The organism is Marinobacter sp. JSM 1782161, from assembly GCF_011421605.1.
GTDB classification, from domain to species: Bacteria; Pseudomonadota; Gammaproteobacteria; order Pseudomonadales; family Oleiphilaceae; genus Marinobacter_A; species Marinobacter_A bohaiensis.
Genome location: NZ_WSSA01000002.1, coordinates 934731 through 948853 on the forward strand (window position 1 = coordinate 934731; position 14123 = coordinate 948853).

Annotated in this window: 16 protein-coding genes; 1 reads left to right on the forward strand and 15 read right to left on the reverse strand. The window is 62.3% G+C overall.

Annotated features, from left to right (window positions below; all coding sequences use genetic code 11):
• Positions 1-10: 10 nt before the first annotated feature.
• The 10 genes from tolA to GQB00_RS04125 form a co-directional block, all read right to left on the reverse strand.
• On the reverse strand, positions 11-997 hold the full coding sequence (gene tolA, locus GQB00_RS04080; RefSeq protein ID WP_165855313.1) for a cell envelope integrity protein TolA: 987 nt from the start codon (positions 995-997) through the stop codon (positions 11-13).
• Positions 998-1064: 67 nt separating this feature from the next.
• Positions 1065-1505 (reverse strand): protein TolR, encoded by a 441-nt coding sequence (gene tolR, locus GQB00_RS04085; RefSeq protein WP_111496821.1) that lies wholly within the window; start codon positions 1503-1505, stop codon positions 1065-1067.
• 18 nt (positions 1506-1523) lie between these two features.
• Positions 1524-2216, reverse strand: coding sequence for a protein TolQ (gene tolQ / locus GQB00_RS04090; RefSeq protein WP_111495934.1), 693 nt, complete (start codon positions 2214-2216; stop codon positions 1524-1526).
• 50 nt (positions 2217-2266) lie between these two features.
• Positions 2267-2686, reverse strand: a complete 420-nt coding sequence (gene ybgC / locus GQB00_RS04095) for a tol-pal system-associated acyl-CoA thioesterase (protein ID WP_165855314.1) — start codon at positions 2684-2686, stop codon at positions 2267-2269.
• Positions 2683-3705, reverse strand: coding sequence for a Holliday junction branch migration DNA helicase RuvB (gene ruvB, locus GQB00_RS04100; RefSeq protein ID WP_111495932.1), 1023 nt, complete (start codon positions 3703-3705; stop codon positions 2683-2685). The genes ybgC and ruvB overlap by 4 nt, the downstream gene beginning before the upstream one ends.
• A 184-nt stretch (positions 3706-3889) precedes the next feature.
• The gene (gene ruvA / locus GQB00_RS04105; protein WP_111495931.1) at positions 3890-4507 is read right to left on the reverse strand and encodes a Holliday junction branch migration protein RuvA; all 618 of its coding nucleotides are present in this window, start codon (positions 4505-4507) and stop codon (positions 3890-3892) included.
• A gap of 68 nt (positions 4508-4575) precedes the next feature.
• Positions 4576-5094, reverse strand: a complete 519-nt coding sequence (gene ruvC / locus GQB00_RS04110; RefSeq protein ID WP_111495930.1) for a crossover junction endodeoxyribonuclease RuvC — start codon at positions 5092-5094, stop codon at positions 4576-4578.
• Positions 5095-5121: 27 nt separating this feature from the next.
• Positions 5122-5871 carry a YebC/PmpR family DNA-binding transcriptional regulator gene (locus tag GQB00_RS04115; RefSeq protein WP_165855315.1) on the reverse strand — a complete coding sequence of 250 codons (750 nt, stop codon included), beginning with the start codon at positions 5869-5871 and terminating at the stop codon, positions 5122-5124.
• 91 nt (positions 5872-5962) lie between these two features.
• Entirely contained in the window at positions 5963-7768 is a 1806-nt protein-coding gene (gene aspS / locus GQB00_RS04120) for an aspartate--tRNA ligase (protein WP_165855316.1), read from the reverse strand.
• 40 nt (positions 7769-7808) lie between these two features.
• Entirely contained in the window at positions 7809-8063 is a 255-nt protein-coding gene (locus GQB00_RS04125) for an FmdB family zinc ribbon protein (RefSeq protein WP_111495927.1), read from the reverse strand.
• Positions 8064-8454: 391 nt separating this feature from the next.
• Between GQB00_RS04125 and fabR the strand changes: the two genes are divergently transcribed.
• The gene (gene fabR, locus GQB00_RS04130; RefSeq protein WP_111495926.1) at positions 8455-9087 is read left to right on the forward strand and encodes an HTH-type transcriptional repressor FabR; all 633 of its coding nucleotides are present in this window, start codon (positions 8455-8457) and stop codon (positions 9085-9087) included.
• 10 nt (positions 9088-9097) lie between these two features.
• On the opposite strand, the gene GQB00_RS04135 is transcribed toward fabR, so the two are convergent.
• The 5 genes from GQB00_RS04135 to guaA form a co-directional block, all read right to left on the reverse strand.
• Positions 9098-9532 (reverse strand): HIT domain-containing protein, encoded by a 435-nt coding sequence (locus GQB00_RS04135; RefSeq protein ID WP_111495925.1) that lies wholly within the window; start codon positions 9530-9532, stop codon positions 9098-9100.
• Positions 9533-9534: 2 nt separating this feature from the next.
• Entirely contained in the window at positions 9535-10884 is a 1350-nt protein-coding gene (locus GQB00_RS04140) for a UDP-glucose dehydrogenase family protein (RefSeq protein WP_111495924.1), read from the reverse strand.
• Between the two features lie 34 nt (positions 10885-10918).
• Positions 10919-11905 carry a UDP-glucose 4-epimerase GalE gene (gene galE, locus GQB00_RS04145; RefSeq protein ID WP_111495923.1) on the reverse strand — a complete coding sequence of 329 codons (987 nt, stop codon included), beginning with the start codon at positions 11903-11905 and terminating at the stop codon, positions 10919-10921.
• A gap of 50 nt (positions 11906-11955) precedes the next feature.
• Entirely contained in the window at positions 11956-12462 is a 507-nt protein-coding gene (gene tadA, locus GQB00_RS04150; RefSeq protein WP_416234143.1) for a tRNA adenosine(34) deaminase TadA, read from the reverse strand.
• A gap of 79 nt (positions 12463-12541) precedes the next feature.
• A complete protein-coding gene (guaA, locus tag GQB00_RS04155) occupies positions 12542-14119 on the reverse strand; it encodes a glutamine-hydrolyzing GMP synthase (RefSeq protein ID WP_111495921.1) in 1578 nt (525 codons plus the stop codon).
• Between the last annotated feature and the right edge of the window lie 4 nt (positions 14120-14123).

Consider the following 14123-nt stretch of genomic DNA (forward strand, 5'->3'; position numbering starts at 1 on the left):
CTTTCAGGCATCAGCGCAATTTCTCCGGATCGAACTGAATCGAGAAATTCCGGAAATAGGCGTTGAATACATCCGGATCGTTCGGCACGGGGAACCGCTGGACACCGCGCACCGCGCTCAGCGCCGAGTTATCGAAAGCGGTGTTGCCACTGCTCTTGGCGATGCGGACCGAGGCCAGCTCGCCCGTCGGCAACAGGGTAATTTCCAGCGTCGTCACCAACCCTTTCTGGGCAGACGACGGGATATACCAGGCGTTGCTCAGGCGCTGCCGGATCAACGCCTCGTACTTCTCGCTCTCCGACGCCATTTGCGCCTGCTTGGCCCGAGCCGCAGCAGCCGCTTCCTGGCGCGCCTGTTCGGAGGCGGCCTGCTCTTCGGCAGACTGTTCAGCCAGGGCCGCCAGTTGCTCTTCCCGCTTGCGGCGCTCCTCTTCGCGCTTACGTTGCTCGGCTTCGCGACGCTCCTGCTCCAGCTTTTCCTGACGCTTGCGTTCCGCCTCTTCCTGGCGCCGTTTTTCCTCGGCTTTACGACGCTCCTCGGCGGCTTTCTCGTCCGCCCGCCGTTTCTCTTCGGCCGCTTTCTCCGCCTCCAGTTCCTTACGCCGGCGCTCTTCCTCGGCCTTGCGTTTGGCGGCGGCCGCCGCTTCGGCTTCCGCTTTACGGCGCGCTTCTTCCTTGGCCTTGGCGGCGGCTTCCTGCTTTTCCTTTTCCCGGATCAGCGCCTGCTTGCGGGCTTCTTCCTGCCGCTGCTCTTCCTGGCGAGCCTTCTCCTCGGCTTCTTTACGCGCCTCTTCCTGCGCATCCTCCTGCGGTTCGGGCTCAGGCTGGGCCGAAGGCTGCGCTGCGGGTTGCGACGCCTGCTGGGCCGGTACCGGCTCAGGCATGATCAGGCGCGCCGAAATGCTGCGTGGCGGCGGTTCGTGGCTGGGCTCGGACCAGCTCCACCCAGCCAGGGAGAACAGCACAATAGCGACATGCAGGCCGACGGAGATCGCCATCGGGCTGCGCCATGGCTGGCGCGACTGATAATCATTGGATTCGCGAGTATTATCCGCCACTACCGAGCTAGCCTTCCGGTTCTTCTGTGATCAATCCGACACTGGTGGCCCCGGCGCCCTGCAAGGTCGCCATCAGGTTCACTACGGTGCCGTAGTCGATATTGCGGTCGCCACGCACCAACACATCACGCTGGGCACGGCCTGACAGGACCTTGCTCACCTGCTCGCGCAACGCTGGCAACGGCATGGGGTCCGACCCTTTGTCCCCCACTTCCATGTAGTACGCACCATTGGCATCGATGGATACAATGACAGGCTCAACGTCTTTTGGTGCCTGCATCGGGTCCGACGTGGTTTCCGGCAGATCCACCTTCACGCCCTGCGTCATCATCGGCGCGGTCACCATGAAGATCACCAGCAGCACCAGCATGACGTCGATGTAGGGCACCACGTTGATCTCGGCCATGGGCTTGCGACGCGGCGTCGAGGTAATTCCCGTGCTTTTCATCATGCGCCTCCCGGCGGATCAGGCCGCGCGGCCTTTCTCGCTGCTGTGAACCCGGCGATGCAGGATGCTGGAGAACTCCTCGGCAAAGGTCTCATAGTTCTTCAGCAGGGCATCGGACTTGGCGGCAAAGCGGTTGTAGGCGATGACCGCGGGAATCGCCGCAAACAGGCCCATGGCGGTAGCAATCAGCGCCTCGGAAATCCCCGGTGCCACGGTGGCCAGTGACGCGTGCTGCACCTGGGCCAGACCGCGGAAAGAATTCATGATCCCCCAGACGGTACCGAACAGGCCGATGTACGGACTGGTGGAGCCCACCGTCGCCAGGAACGGCAGATGTGCTTCGAGCCGCTCCTGCTCGCGGGACAGGGCCACCCGCATGGCGCGCTGGGTTCCGTCCATCACGGCGTCCGGATCCTGGCTCTGCTGACGCAGGCGCGAGAACTCCCGAAAGCCGGCACGAAACACCGACTCCATGCCGCTGTGAGGCGTGGGGTGGTTGCTGGCGTCGCGATAGAGTTGCCCCAGATCCATGCCGGACCAGAACTGCTCTTCAAACGCCAACTGGGCCTTACGCGCCTTTTTGAACACCTGCAGGCGCTGGAAGACAAACCCCCAGGACATGATCGACGCCAGCACCAGCAGCAGCATGACGATCTGCACCAGGAAACTGGCATTGGCGATAAGGCTCCAAACCGAAAGATGTGACTCCACGTTTCACTCCTGGATCTGTATTCGACCGATCCATCGGACCGGCATGTACATTATTGTTCCCTGACGATGGCCTGCATGGACTCCGGCAAGGCCCGCGGACGCCCGCTGTCCAGCGCCACACAGGCGACCTTGACGTCCGCCTCGGCCAACACGGCGCCGTCGGACTGGCGGATGACTTTCTGGTCGAAACCGAACCAGACACGACCGCTGCCGGTCAGGTCGGCCGTCACCCATAATTCATCGTCCAGCTTGGCGGGCTGACGAAACTGGATCGCCATTTTCTGCACCACGTAGCTGACGTTCTCGTCCAGCCCGCGGCGCAGGGCAATACCCTGGGATCGCACCCACTCGGTGCGTGCCCGTTCCATAAAGTGCAGGTAGCGGGCGTGATACACAATACCGCCGGCGTCGGTGTCTTCGATATAGACCCGTACCGGCCAATGGAATTGGGCGCTATCCACGGCCGTCATGACGCGCCCTCACCCGACTTCGGCGGGGTCACACCGAAGTGCAGGTACGCATGGGACGTCACCATTCGACCCCGCGGCGTGCGGATCATGTAGCCCTGCTGGATCAGGAAAGGTTCAAGCACGTCTTCGATCGTACCGCGTTCCTCGCTGATGGCGGCCGCCAGGCTCTCCACGCCCACCGGGCCGCCATCGAACTTCTCGATCATGGCCAGAAGCAATCGACGGTCCATGTGGTCGAAACCCTGATTGTCCACCTTAAGCATATTCAGCGCGCTGTCCGCCACGTCCAGGGTCACCGAACCGTCGGATTTCACCTCGGCGTAATCGCGTACCCGGCGCAGCAACCGGTTGGCGATCCGCGGCGTCCCCCGGGAACGACGCGCGATTTCCAGCGCGCCCGCCTCGTCCATCGACACGCCGAGCAGCTGGGCCGAACGTTGCACGATATGGGTCAGGTCCTGGGTGTTGTAAAACTCCAGTCGCTGGACGATACCGAAACGGTCACGCAGCGGCGACGTCAGCAGACCGGCCCGCGTGGTCGCCCCGACCAGCGTGAACGGCGGCAGATCGAGCTTGATTGAGCGCGCCGCCGGCCCCTCGCCGATCATGATGTCGAGCTGGTAGTCCTCCATCGCCGGATAGAGCACTTCCTCGACGGCCGCGTTCAGGCGGTGGATCTCGTCGATGAAGAGAACATCGCCCTCTTCCAGGTTGGTCAGCATCGCCGCCAGGTCACCGGCCTTTTCCAGAACCGGACCGGACGTTGTCTTGATGGACACGCCCATCTCATTGGCAATGATGTTTGCCAGCGTGGTCTTCCCAAGCCCCGGCGGCCCGAAGATCAGGACGTGATCCAGGGCTTCCTGCCGACCTCGCGCGGCCGAGATAAAAATCTCCATCTGCTCGCGGACAGCCGGCTGCCCAACGTACTCGGAGAGTAGCGTCGGGCGGATGGCGCGATCCTGTACTTCTTCAGACGCACTGCTTTGCGGTGAAATCAGGCGATCGGATTCAATCATGATGGTGTTTCGCGGGCATGCTGTTGTCTTTTATCTGTCTTCCGTGGCGACGCGTTACTATAAAAACAGGTCCATTTTACAAACGCGAGTCACGCTGTCACGTTACGCTACAGTCAGATTCCATTAAGACATCAACGGGGATGCATGGCAAACGGGCCCGAATAAGGCCCGATGTTTCGGTGGTTTAGCTGGCAGGGATCATATTCTTAAGCGCCAGGCGAATCATCTCCTGGGAGTTCATGCCGGCCTCGGCCACGCGGCTGACGGCCTTTGCCGCTTCCTGGGGTTTGTAGCCCAAGGTAATAAGAGCCGCTTCGGCTTCCTCTTCGGGCTTGTGCGCCGGTTCGCTGGCCGGGTTCAACGACGGCATTTCGGGCGTAATCTTGGGCATTCCTTCCAACTGGCCGAGCTTGTCGCCCATCTCGATCAGCAGCCGCTCGGCGGTCTTCTTACCGACGCCGGGAATCTTCACCAGGGCCGCCACATCGCGATTATCGACGCAACGCACAAACTGCTGCGCATCGAGACCGGAGAGAATCGCCAGCGCCATTTTGGGCCCGACCCCATTCACCTTGATCAGCATACGGAACAGATCGCGATCCAGGCGCCCGGCAAAGCCATAGAGCTTATGGGCATCCTCGCGAACGGCGAAGTGCGTGAACAGCGTGACTTCCTGGCCGGATTCGGGCAGATGAAAGAACGTCGTATACGGGATATCGAGCTCGTAGCCGAGACCGGAACAGTCGACCAGCACATGGCCGGGCATTTTCTCGATCAGTTTTCCCCGGATTTGGGCAATCACGCATTATCTCCTGTTGGGCGAACAGCTGCCGGGCCGAGAATGACAAGCGCCCATCCGCCGCCCGATTCTTAACGGATTCGACCGGCACGTACGCGGTTACCCGAGGCGATACGACCGATGCTCTGACTCATATGGGAGTGGCACAGGGCGATGGCCAACGCATCCGCGGCATCTTCCTGGGGCCGGCGGTTCAGCGACAGGATGCTCTGCACCATGTGCTGAACCTGCGTCTTCTCGGCGCCCCCCTTCCCCACAACGGCCTGCTTGACCTGTCGAGCAGTGTATTCATGAACCGGCAGACCGCTGTTGGCGGCCGTCACGATGGCCACACCCCGGGCCTGGCCGAGCTTGAGGGCCGAATCCGGATTGCGCGCCATAAAGACCTGCTCGATAGCAAACTCATCCGGCCGATACTGGTCGATGAGTGTTGCCAGCCCCTGGTAAATGATCTGCAAACGCTCCGCCATGGGCTTCTCTCCCATGCGAATACAGCCGCTGTCGATGTACTCCGTCACACGGCCGGCGCAGCGTATCACGCCGTAGCCGGTGATCCGCGAGCCGGGGTCCACGCCTAGAATTATGGGCACAACCGGGCTCCCGGCAAGCGCGCGGCGTCAGGCATCCAGCGCGTCCATCACGTCGGCCGGGATGTCGGCATTGGAATAGACGTTCTGCACGTCGTCCAGATCCTCCAGCATGTCGATCAGCTTGAGGATGGTCTGGGCGCTGTCCTCATCCAGGGTGACATAGGTGGCGGGCACCATGGTGACTTCGGCGTTGTCCGGCGCGTGCCCCGAAGCGACGAGCGCCTCTTTCACGTCCAGGAACTGCTCCGGCAGGGTCACGATCTCGAAGGAACCGTCGTCCTGCGGCGCTACGTCCTCAGCGCCGGCTTCCAATGCGGCCTCCATCAATGCCTCTTCGTCCGTTTCCGGGCCGTAAGACAGCACACCCTGGCGGGTAAACAGAAACGCCACCGAACCGTCCGTGCCGAGATTGCCGCCGAACTTGTTGAAGGCATGGCGCACCTCGGCGACGGTCCGGTTCTTGTTGTCCGTCATCGCCTCAACGAAGATCGCCACACCATTCGGGCCGTAACCTTCATAGGTCAGCTCCTCGTAGTTGGTGTCATCCCCGCTCCCGGCGCCGCGCTCGATGGCGCGCTCCATGGTGTCCTTTTTCATGTTGGCGGTCAGGGCTTTATCGATCACCGCCCGCAGCCGCGGATTGTCCGCCGGCTCGGGACCGCCCTGACGGGCCGCCACGGTCAGCTCGCGGATCAGCTTGGTAAAGATCTTACCGCGCTTGGCATCCTGCGCTGCCTTGCGATGTTTGATATTGGACCACTTGCTATGACCGGCCATACATCACTCCTTCAATCGACGGGCCCGCCCGCGGCAACGGGCAACCGAGAGCTACTCCTATCGGGTCTCAAGCAGGCGGGCCCGGTGTACTTCAGTCTTCTTTCTTGGCGTCTCCGGCTTCAGCGCCCTTGGCAACCGCCGGCTTGCGCAGACGGATGTGCAGCTCGCGCAGCTGACGTTCGTCCACTTCGCCCGGTGCCTGAGTCATCAGGCAGGTCGCGCTCTGGGTTTTCGGGAACGCGATCACATCACGGATGGACGAGGCACCGGTCATCAGCATGACCAGACGGTCCAGACCGAACGCCAGGCCGCCGTGGGGCGGGCAGCCGAACTTCAGCGCATCCAGCAGGAAGCCGAACTTGGCGCGCGCTTCCTCTTCGTCGATGCCCAGGATGCGGAAGACCGCCTGCTGCATATCCTCGTTGTGGATACGGATCGAACCACCGCCCAGCTCGGTGCCGTTGAGCACCATGTCGTAGGCACGGGACAGCGCGTTGGCCGGGTCCGCCGCCAGCTCTTCCGGCGTACAGGACGGCGCGGTGAACGGGTGATGGATGGCGGTCAGGCTGCCGTCGCTGCCTTCCTCGAACATCGGGAAATCGACCACCCACAGCGGCGCCCACTCGGCGGTCAGCAGGTTCAGATCGTGACCCAGCTTGACGCGCAGCGCACCCAGAGCCTCGTTGACGATGCTGGTCTTGTCCGCACCGAAGAAGACGATATCACCGTCTTCCGCGCCGACCCGTTCGATCAGTGCCTGGGCCACGTCGTCGCCCAGGAACTTGATGATCGGCGACTGCAGGCCGGCGACGCCCTGGCTCAGGTCGTTGACCTTGATGTAGGCCAGGCCTTTGGCGCCGTAGATACCGACGTACTTGGTGTATTCATCGATCTGCTTGCGGGTCAGTTCGCCACCCTTCGGCAGGCGCAGTGCGGCAACGCGGCCTTTCGGGTCCTTGGCCGGGCCGGCGAAGACCTTGAAGTCGACGCTTTCCACGAGGTCGGCCACGTCGATCAGCTCCAGCGGGATACGCAGATCCGGCTTGTCGCTGCCATAGCGCTGCATGGCTTCGGCATACGGCATCCGCGGGAATTCCGGCAGATCCACCTTGAGCACGTCGCGGAACAGCTCGCGCACCATGCCTTCGGTGACGCCCATCAGGCCCTTCTCGTCGATGAACGACGCCTCGATGTCCACCTGGGTGAACTCCGGCTGACGGTCGGCGCGCAGGTCTTCGTCACGGAAGCACTTGGCGATCTGGTAGTAGCGGTCAACGCCGGACACCATCAGCAGCTGTTTGAACAGCTGCGGCGACTGCGGCAGCGCGAAGAAGGAACCGTCGTGGGTCCGGCTCGGCACCAGGTAGTCGCGGGCGCCTTCCGGCGTGGCGCGGGTCAGGATCGGCGTTTCCACGTCCATGAAGTCGTGGCTGTCCAGGTAGTTGCGGATGTAGCTGGTGACCCGCGAGCGGAAGCGCAGGCGATTGAGCATCTCCGGGCGACGCAGGTCGACGAAGCGGTAGCGCAGGCGCACGTCCTCGCCCACGTCGACGTGCTCGTCCAGCGGGAACGGCGGCGTGGCGGCGGCGTTGAGGATGGTCAGTTCCTTACACAGCACTTCCACCTGCCCGGTCGGCATGTTGGCGTTTTCCGTACCTTGCGGACGACGGCGCACGCGACCGGTGATCTGGATAACGAACTCGCTGCGTACTTTCTCGGCCAGCGCGAACGCTTCGGGCGTGTCCGGATCGACAACCACCTGGGACATGCCGTCACGATCACGCAGATCCAGAAAGATAACCCCGCCATGGTCGCGGCGACGATGAACCCAGCCGCAGAGGGTCACGTCCTGATCGATGTGTGATTCGTTGATTCCACCGCAATAGTGACTGCGCATATCCATTCCTGTTAATCAGTGTTCGAAATGTGTTCGAGACTCAGCCGGCCGCCGACTCAGTCTTGCTTGTGGTTCCGGACTGACCGCTTTTCTCGGCCAGGTTCTTCTTGCTTCCGGTCTTGAAATCGGTCTCGTACCAGCCGCTTCCGGACAGGCGGAAGCCGGCGGCCGAAATTCGCTTGCGAAACGCATCCGCCTCGCACGACGGACACGCCTTGAGCGGCGCGTCACTCATCTTCTGGATCACGTCTTTCTCGAAGCCGCACGCGTCGCAGACATACTCATAAATCGGCATACTCGAATCCCCGTAACATAACCAACAGCAGCGATCTCACAGCCGCCGGAGCACCGGTCCTGCCGGCCTCGTCCGTCGTCACGGAGCGCTGATCACATCAAAGGAAAACCGCCGAGCCTGCACCGCCCTGCCAGACTGCCGACCACAATAGCCGCAGCCCCGCCCGCGAGCGGACCCATCGGTTCTTTAAAGGCCGCATATTATAAACATAACCGCCATCAAAATCAGGCCGCATCGGTACCGATTTGTACACGCTGACCGTCACCTTCAGCCGACCGGCCTGCCTGCAGTCACCACGCGAGATGACGCTCCCGCCCTGTGACGGTAACATGTTGCCTTTTCGGGAGCCCCCACCGGGCACTCCCTGGACCAACTGGAACTGGAGAACGCTGTGTCCGCCCGCGCCGAACAGAAGCTCAAGACCCGCCGCGCCCTGATGGATGCTGCCCTGAGACAGCTCAGCGCGGAACGGGGCTTCGGCAGCCTGAGCCTGCGGGAGGTAGCCCGGGAAGCCGGCATCGCCCCCACGTCCTTCTACCGCCATTTCGCCGAACTGGACGAACTGGGCCTGGCCCTGGTGGATGAAGGCGGCGTGGCACTGCGCCAACTGATGCGCCAGGCACGCAAACGCATCGCCCGCAACGGCAGCGCCATCAACACTTCCGTCGACACCTTCATGGAGTACCTGAGCAACAACGCCAACCTGTTCCGGTTGATGCTGCGCGAGCGCACGGGGGTCTCCAAGACGTTCCGGACCGCCATACAGGCTGAGATTGACCATTTCGTAACGGAACTGGCCGACGACCTGCGACGTTTCGGGGAAGAACAGGGAAAACCGCTGGCCGAGGCACGGCTGGTCGCCGAGGCCATGGTCACACTGGTGTTCAACCAGGGCGCCGAAGCCCTCGACGCGTCACCACGAGAGAAAACCGTGTTGCAGGAGAAGCTCAAGAACGAGCTGAGAATGATCCTGGTAGGCGCCCAGGCGCTGGCACGCCAGGGCGAAAAGGGATTCCGCACCTGACCGGAAAGGGTCAGGACACGGAGTTGAAGGCCGAAATGACGGGGACCAGCTTCTTGCGCATGTCCCGCAACGCCGCCTCACTGTAGGCCGCCGCAGGCACCACACCCCAGACCGGACCCGGCCACGCCGCGTCACCCTCGTAGCGCACCACGTGATGCAGATGGAGCTGCGGCACCATATTGCCCAGCGCCGCGACGTTCAGCTTGTGGCCGTCGAAGACGGTCATCAACGCCTCGCCGATGGCACTAGACTCCCGCACCAGCCGCTGCTGATCCGCCGGCGGCAGCTCGTACACTTCCCTGACTCCCACCCGTCGAGGGACGAGCAGGAGCCAGGGATAGTGGCTGTCATTCATCAATCGCAGCTCGCTCAGCTCGCTCGTGGCCAGCGGCACCGTGTCTTCAGCGAGCTTCTGGTGCAGGATAAAGTCGCCTGCCCCGTCCATGCTTAGCTCCCGGTTGCGGAAAACTGAGTCTTACCTCTACCTATAGCATAGTAAACAAGGCCATGGCGCTCGACCATGTCCGGCGCATAGAGGTTACGACCGTCGAATACCACCGGATGCTTCAGTGCCTCGGCAATCGCGGCGAAGTCCGGCAGGCGGAACTCTTTCCACTCGGTGCAGATGACCAGGGCATCGGCGCCCTTCATCGCCTGCTCCTTGGTGCCGCACAGCTGCAGACCCGGCTCTTCGCCGTAGATCCGCTGGGTTTCCTGCATGGCTTCCGGATCGTAGGCCTGGACCCGGGCACCGGCCTTCCAGAGCGACTCCATCAGCACACGGGAGGACGCTTCGCGCATGTCGTCGGTATTGGGCTTGAATGCCAGCCCCCACAGGGCAATGGTCTTGCCGGACAGGTCGCCGCCGAAGTAGTGGCTGACCTTGTCGAACAGCACGTGCTTCTGGGCCATGTTGACCGCCTCGACGGCGTTCAGCAGGCGCGCCTCGTAGTCGCAGTCGCGGGCCGTGCGGGACAGCGCCGTGACGTCTTTCGGGAAGCAGGAGCCACCGTAGCCGCAACCCGGATAGATAAAGTGGTAGCCAATGCGCGGATCGGAACCGATACCACGGCGCACCGCTTCGATATCCGCACCCAGGCGCTCGGCCAGGTTGGCGATCTCGTTCATGAAGCTGATCTTGGTGGCCAGCATGGCGTTGGCGGCGTACTTGGTCAGCTCAGCCGAACGCACGTCCATGAAGATCATGCGGTCGTGGTTACGGTTGAACGGGTAGTAGACCTCGCGCAGGATTTCCTCCGCCTTGTCGCTTTCGGTGCCCACGACAATGCGATCCGGCTTCATGAAGTCGGCCACGGCCGCGCCTTCCTTCAGAAATTCGGGGTTGGAGACCACGTCGAAATCCAGCTCTTCGCCCCGCTTGTCCAGCTCCGCACGCAGAGCCGCTCGCACCTTGTCGGCGGTGCCAACCGGCACGGTGGATTTGTCCACGACGACCTTGTAGTCGCTCATATGCTGACCAATCGAACGGGCCACCGCCGTGACATATTGCAGGTCAGCGGAGCCATCCTCATCCGGCGGCGTACCGACCGCAATGAACTGCACATCGCCGTGCGCGACCGCCTCAGCGGTATCGGTGGTAAACAGCAGACGGCCTGCCGAGGCGTTATGGGCAACAATCGACTCCAGCCCCGGCTCATAGATGGGGATGATGCCGCTGCGCAGCTTGTCGATTTTTTCCGGGTCCACATCCATGCACAGGACTTCGTGGCCAACGTCAGCCAGACAGGCGCCGGTCACCAGTCCTACATACCCAGTTCCGAAGATCGTGATTTTCATGCACTCTTCCTTTTAAAGCGTTACGAATTCTGTATCAGCCTTTCTGGCGGTCCTGCCAGATCTGCTCCCAGGCCAGCGCGTTCCCGACAATGGTATCGAGGTTGTCGTAGTCGGGCTGCCAACCCAGCGTTCGGGTAATTTTCGAGTTATCCGCCATCAGCGCAGCCGGGTCCCCGGCCCGTCGCCCGGTTTCGTTAACCGGAAAATCGGAGCCGGAAAGCCGTTTCACCACGTCGATCACCTCACGCACGGTGAAACCGCGACCGTAGCCACAGTTGAGCACATCGGACGCCCCACCCTGTTTCATGTGATCCAGGGCCATGACGTGTGCCTTGGCCAGGTCTTCGACGTGGATATAATCACGCACACAGGTGCCATCCCGCGTGCCGTAATCGGTTCCAAAAATCTGCATGCCCTCGCGCGCGCCGGTCACGCACTCGCAGGCCACCTTGATCAGGTGCGTGGCCTCCGGCGTGGCCTGCCCCAGCAGGCCGTCGGGATTGGCGCCGGCAACGTTGAAGTAACGCAGGATCACGTAGTTGAGTGAACTGGCAGCCGCCAGGTCCATGATCATGCGCTCACTCATCATTTTCGACGCGCCGTACGGGTTGATCGGCGCCAGGGGCATATCCTCGGTGAGAATCTCTGCATCGGGCATGCCATAGACCGCCGCCGTGGAGGAAAACACCATGTAGGGCACCTCGTGGCGCTCGACGGCCTTGAGAAGATTCAGGGTGTTGCGGGTGTTGTTGCTGTAGTACTTGAGCGGGTTGGCCACGGATTCCGGCACCACGATGGCCGCGGCGAAGTGCAGCACCGCCTCAAAATCGTGCGCTTCGAACAGGGCTTGCAGCGCCGCTTCGTCCGCCAGGTCACCCACGACCAGCTCACCGCAGGTGACGGCCCAGCGATGGCCGGTGGAGAGATTGTCATAGACCACAACGTCGTGCCCGGCTTCGCCCAGCTGGCGCACCACGTGACTGCCAATATAACCGGCTCCGCCGGTAACCAGAACTTTCATCGCTTTCCCTTTCCGTTCCCGATGTCAGTTGGAGCAGGAGTTGACCCGCGCTAGCCCTGGCTGGCCGGTCCCTGCCCGTTCTCGCCCCTCTGTCCCTGGCGCTTTTGCCGGCGCTGTTCCTTGATCGCTTTTCTTCGTGCTGCAAAGAACGTGCTCATCCGGTCGCTACAGGCTTGCGCCATGACACCGGCGACCACTTCGATCTGCCAGTTCATGGCCTCGCCCTCAAGTACCCGGGCCGACGATTCGACAGCGCCCGCCTTGGGCTCCGTAGCGCCGTATACCAGTCGCGAGATACGGCTGTGAACCAGGGCACCGGCACACATGGTGCACGGCTCGATCGTCACGTAGAGCGTAGCACCGGACAGGCGATAGTTCCCCACCCGCAGCGCCGCATCACGCAGCGCACGCATTTCCGCATGGGCGGTGGGATCGCATCCGGAGATAGGCGCGTTGAACCCGGCACCGATTTCGCGGCCGTCCAACACGACGACGGCCCCAACCGGTACTTCACCGATTGAGGCCGCCTGTTCGGCCAGAGCCAGGGCACGAGTCATCCAGCGTACATCCTCTTGCGCCTGATGACTCGCCTGCTCCGTTACCATCCCGTTAAATTTCCACTCTGGTGAGCGCGACTTATTCCCACTCAATTGTGGCGGGCGGCTTGGAGGAAATGTCGTAGGTGACCCGCGATACGCCGGAAATTTCGTTGATGATCCGGCTCGACACGGTCTCAAGCAGCTCGTACGGGAGGTGTGCCCAGCGGGCGGTCATGAAATCGACCGTCTCGACCGCGCGCACGGCGATGACATATTCGTAACGGCGGGCATCGCCGACAACGCCGACCGACTTCACCGGCAGGAAGACCGCGAAGGCCTGGCTGACCTTGTGGTAATAGTCGGCACGATGCAGCTCTTCGAGGAAGATGGCATCGGCACGACGCAGGATGTCGGCATATTCCTTCTTCACCTCGCCCAGAATGCGCACACCCAGCCCCGGCCCCGGGAACGGGTGACGGTAGAGCATGTCGTAGGGCAGGCCCAGTTCCAGGCCTATGCGGCGCACCTCGTCCTTGAACAGCTCGCGCAGCGGCTCGACCAGCTTGAGCTTCATGGTCTCCGGCAACCCGCCCACATTGTGGTGGGATTTGATGACGTGAGCCTTGCCGGTCTTGGACGCGGCGGACTCGATCACGTCCGGGTAGATGGTGCCCTGGGCCAGCCAGTTGACGTCCTTGATGCGGGTAGCCTCGTCATCAAACACGTCGATGAAGGTATTGCCGATGACCTTGCGCTTCTCTTCCGGATCGGTCACGCCCTTGAGCTTGGACAGGAACAGGTCTTCGGAATCGGCGCGAATCACTTTCACGCCCATGTTGCGTGAGAACATATCCATGACCTGATCGCCCTCGTGCAGACGCAGCAGGCCGTTGTCCACGAACACGCAGGTGAGCTGGTCACCGATGGCCTTGTGCAGCAACGCCGCGGTCACGGACGAATCGACGCCACCGGACAGCCCCAGCAGCACCTTCTCGGAACCCACCTGTTCGCGAATCTGGCGCACCGCGTCGTCGACGATCTGGGCCGGGGTCCAGAGCGCTTCACAGTCGGCGATGTTCCGCACGAAGTGCTCCAGAATGCGTTTGCCCTGCAGGGTGTGGGTCACTTCCGGGTGGAACTGGACGCCGTAGAGCTTGCGCTCGACGTTCTGCATCGCGGCGATCGGTGCGCTTTCGGTGGAGGCCAGCAGCTCGAAGCCATCCGGCAGGGCCACGACCTTGTCACCATGGCTCATCCACACGTCCAGGAGGGACTCGCCCTGCTCGGTGAGGTGATCGGTGATGTCTTTCAGCAACGGCCCCTCGGCACGGACCTTGACCTGGGCATAACCAAACTCGCGCTTCTCGGAGCTGGCCACCCGGCCGCCGAGCTGCTCGGCCATCGCCTGCATGCCGTAGCAGATACCCAGCACCGGGATACCCTGGTCGAAAAGCCCTTCCGGCGGGCGCGGCCCACCCAGGTCGGTCACCGATTCGGGGCTGCCGGCGAGAATGATGCCTTTGGGACGGAACTCGGCGATGTCTTCGGCCGTGACATCGAACGCACGGATTTCACAGTAGACACCGATCTCACGAACGCGGCGGGCAATCAGCTGGGTGTACTGGGAACCAAAATCCAGGATCAGAATGCGGTGGTCATGAATGTTTTGAACCATGAAA

What these genes read in the sequence shown, in the direction of transcription:
- tolA (WP_165855313.1), bottom strand. Translation starts at nt 997, where the DNA reads ATGGCGATCTCCGTCGGCCTGCATGTCGCTATTGTGCTGTTCTCCCTG.
- tolR (WP_111496821.1), bottom strand. Translation starts at nt 1,505, where the DNA reads ATGAAAAGCACGGGAATTACCTCGACGCCGCGTCGCAAGCCCATGGCC.
- ybgC (WP_165855314.1), bottom strand. Translation starts at nt 2,686, where the DNA reads ATGACGGCCGTGGATAGCGCCCAATTCCATTGGCCGGTACGGGTCTAT.
- ruvB (WP_111495932.1), bottom strand. Translation starts at nt 3,705, where the DNA reads ATGATTGAATCCGATCGCCTGATTTCACCGCAAAGCAGTGCGTCTGAA.
- GQB00_RS04115 (WP_165855315.1), bottom strand. Translation starts at nt 5,871, where the DNA reads ATGGCCGGTCATAGCAAGTGGTCCAATATCAAACATCGCAAGGCAGCG.
- aspS (WP_165855316.1), bottom strand. Translation starts at nt 7,768, where the DNA reads ATGCGCAGTCACTATTGCGGTGGAATCAACGAATCACACATCGATCAG.
- GQB00_RS04125 (WP_111495927.1), bottom strand. Translation starts at nt 8,063, where the DNA reads ATGCCGATTTATGAGTATGTCTGCGACGCGTGCGGCTTCGAGAAAGAC.
- GQB00_RS04135 (WP_111495925.1), bottom strand. Translation starts at nt 9,532, where the DNA reads ATGGACGGGGCAGGCGACTTTATCCTGCACCAGAAGCTCGCTGAAGAC.
- GQB00_RS04140 (WP_111495924.1), bottom strand. Translation starts at nt 10,884, where the DNA reads ATGAAAATCACGATCTTCGGAACTGGGTATGTAGGACTGGTGACCGGC.
- galE (WP_111495923.1), bottom strand. Translation starts at nt 11,905, where the DNA reads ATGAAAGTTCTGGTTACCGGCGGAGCCGGTTATATTGGCAGTCACGTG.
- tadA (WP_416234143.1), bottom strand. Translation starts at nt 12,462, where the DNA reads ATGACTCGTGCCCTGGCTCTGGCCGAACAGGCGGCCTCAATCGGTGAA.
- guaA (WP_111495921.1), bottom strand. Translation starts at nt 14,119, where the DNA reads ATGGTTCAAAACATTCATGACCACCGCATTCTGATCCTGGATTTTGGT.